2 protein-coding genes are annotated in these 2,865 nt (G+C 68.8%); both read right to left on the bottom strand.

The features are described 5' to 3' along the window. Positions 1–473 precede the first annotated feature (473 nt). The gene (locus tag AC6EI8_RS25750; protein ID WP_226105272.1) at positions 474–1,100 is read right to left on the bottom strand and encodes a LysE family translocator; all 627 of its coding nucleotides are present in this window, start codon (positions 1,098–1,100) and stop codon (positions 474–476) included. A gap of 52 nt (positions 1,101–1,152) precedes the next feature. Then, positions 1,153–2,751, bottom strand: coding sequence for a histidine kinase N-terminal 7TM domain-containing protein (locus AC6EI8_RS25745; RefSeq protein ID WP_226105271.1), 1,599 nt, complete (start codon positions 2,749–2,751; stop codon positions 1,153–1,155). Between the last annotated feature and the right edge of the window lie 114 nt (positions 2,752–2,865).

The raw sequence follows: 2,865 nt of genomic DNA, 5'->3' as shown, positions 1-2,865 counted from the left end.
AGACGCTCGGCAAGCGGCACGCCGGTGCGCCGGCGCAGCAAGGTCAGCGCCGCGTCGACATGGCTGGCAGGATCGGGCGCGTCGAGCGGGACGCGCGTTGGCATGGGTTCTTCCGGAAGCGGTGGCTGGTACAGGCCCAGTGCCAGGCATGGATGCATCGCGTCCGGCGCGGGTTCGGCGCGCTGGCCATCACCGTGGGATCGCCCCGGTTCGGAACGGAAGAACGGCTGGCCGAACTGGCCGAGAAGACGGCCGAAGGAGGGAAAGGAAGAGGGAAACACGATGGCGGGCGCCTCGGCAGTCGAGCGGGATGGCGCAATGTAGCGCTTCCGTGCGAGCTTGCTGTCGAGACTGGTCCGACTCTATAGAGTCTCGCCGACGCACTGCGATGCAATGTTTCGGAATCTATACAGACAGCCTCTGCGGCACCGAGTCGCAGTGCATGGCAGGTGCTGCGCCTGACCCTCGATCCCCTAGCGCTGCGCCGTCGCGAGCCGTACCGCCAGACCGGCGAAGACGGTGCCGGCGAACCAGTTCAGCGCCCGTCGCGCGCGCGCCGAGCGCAGCAGCAACGTGCCGAACAGCCCGGAGAACCATGCGATGGCGCCGAACACCAGCAGCGTGGCCAGCATGAAGACCGCGCCCAGCACCGCGATCTGCATGGCGATCGGTCCCTGCGCCGGCGAGACGAACTGCGGCAGGAAGGCAAGAAAGAAGATCGCGACCTTGGGATTGGTGACGTTCATCACCACGCCACGCCGATACATCTGCCAGCCGTTGCCGGCGCGCTCGCTTGCCTGCACCGGGGCATCGACCGGCGCGCGAAACGCCTGCCACGCGAGCCACGCCAGGTACAGCGCGCCGCAGATCTTCAGCACGGTGAAGGCGGTGGCCGACGCCGCGAACAACGTCGCCAGTCCCAGCGCCACCGCGGCGGTGTGGAACAGCAGGCCGGTACACAGGCCCAGCACCACGGTCAAACCCGCCCGCGGCCCGCGCATGGCGGACTGCAGCAGCACGAAGACGTTGTCCGGCCCGGGCGCGAGGCCGAGCAGCACGGCAATGCCGAAGAAGGCGATCAGCGTATCGAGCGTGGGCATCTTGTCTCCTGGAACGGTGGAAGGCGGGATCGCCTGGGGTGCTGCTGCGCCGTCAGACCAGCGGGGACGGGTCCGTGTGCGGCGCGACGGCTTGGCCGCCGGCCATCACCAGCCGGTTGCGGCCGCCGCGCTTGGCCGCATAGAGCGCAACGTCGGCGGCGGCCACCAGTTCCTCGACCAGCGGCGAGTCCGGAATGCGGGAGACTGCGCCGACGCTGATGCTCAGGAAGGGATGCGACGGGTCCGCGCCCACATGCGGCATTTGCAGCGAGCGCACTGCCTGCAGCATGCGCATGCCGATGTCACGGGTGCGATCCGCATCGGCCTGGTGCAGCACCACGGCGAACTCCTCGCCGCCCACGCGCGCGCAGAAGCTGGCCGCCTCGTCGAGCGTCTGCGCCAGCGTCGCGCCGATCGCGCGCAGGCATTCGTCGCCGCGCAAATGGCCGTAGATGTCGTTGTACTGCTTGAAGAAGTCGATGTCGATCAGCATCAGGCCGAGCGGCGTGCCGCGCTCCTGCGCCGCGGCGAGCAGCACACCGGCCTCGCGCTGGAAGAAGCGCCGGTTGAACAGGCCGGTCAGCGGGTCGCGATACAGATCGCCTTCGATGCGCAGCAGCTTGTCGACGGTTTCGTTGAGCCGGACCGCGAGATTGGAGTTCTCTTCCACCAGCGCATGCTCGCGCGTGCGAAAGGCGCTGACATCGCGCACGAAGACGATGCGGCCGATGACCCGCTCCTCCAGATTGCGCACCGGCTCGACCGTCAGCTCGTAGTCCGGCACGCCCGCCACATACGGCCGGGTCGCCAGCCACGAAGCGGGCGCGGGATCGCCGCGCCGCAGTCCGGGCAACATGCGTTGGGCCGTGCGGTTCAGATCGGCGATGCGGTCGCGGTCGTCCACGATCACACAGCCTTCGCGCAGCGCGTCGAACACGCGCAGCCGCGCATAGTGGCCCACGTCGCCCAGATGTGGCCGCAGCGCGCACAGCCAGACCAGCAGCGCCATCACGGAGAACGTCGCGGGCGTCAGGTCGCCGCCCACCGGCGTGGTCCAGCCTCGCAGATAGGCGACATTGGCCAGCACCGGCAGCAACAGCCCGGCGATCAGCACCGCCCTTCCCCCGCGCGACAGCCTGCCGCGCGGGCGTGCCGTCACCAGAAAATAGAGGCTCGCCAGCAGCAGGCCGTAACTGTAGGCGGCCAGGGCCCAATAAGCCGGGCCGTGGGAGAACACGGCGCGCGTATGCAGGCCTTCGCCGCCGAACCACTGGATCTGCGGCCAGACCAGCCCATGGCGTTCGTTGGTCAGCACCAGGATCATGCTGGCGACGCCGATCGCCAGGGCCAGGGTCAGCCAGCCGCGGCCGATCACGTGGTCGGGATGCGTCAGCCGCACGACGGACAGCAGCCAGCCCACCGGCACCATCAGGATGCCCGGATATTGCAGCTTGGCCCAGACGATGCGTTCCGCGACGTTGGGAGCCTGGATTTCCAGCATGCGCCCGGCACACCAGATGCCGGCGCCGACAGCGAGCAGCAGAAAGGCCCGCACGGTGGGATCGTCGCGCCGCGGCCAACTCGCGATAGCGATCGCGGCGCACACCAACAGTGCGCCGGCCATCAGCAGAATCAGCAGGGAAATCGCCATCGGGCAGGATTGCAACACGGCTGGCCCGAGTGGGCAACCGCTGCAGCACAGGAGTGGGTATCGAGGTCTGCCGGGGCGCAGACCCGAGGTCGCATCGGGCCGGTCACGAACTGC

It is taken from the genome of Cupriavidus sp. R6-3, from assembly GCF_059772245.1.
The sequence above is the reverse complement of the archived record's forward strand: the minus strand, read 5'-3'. Positions and strand labels throughout refer to the sequence as shown.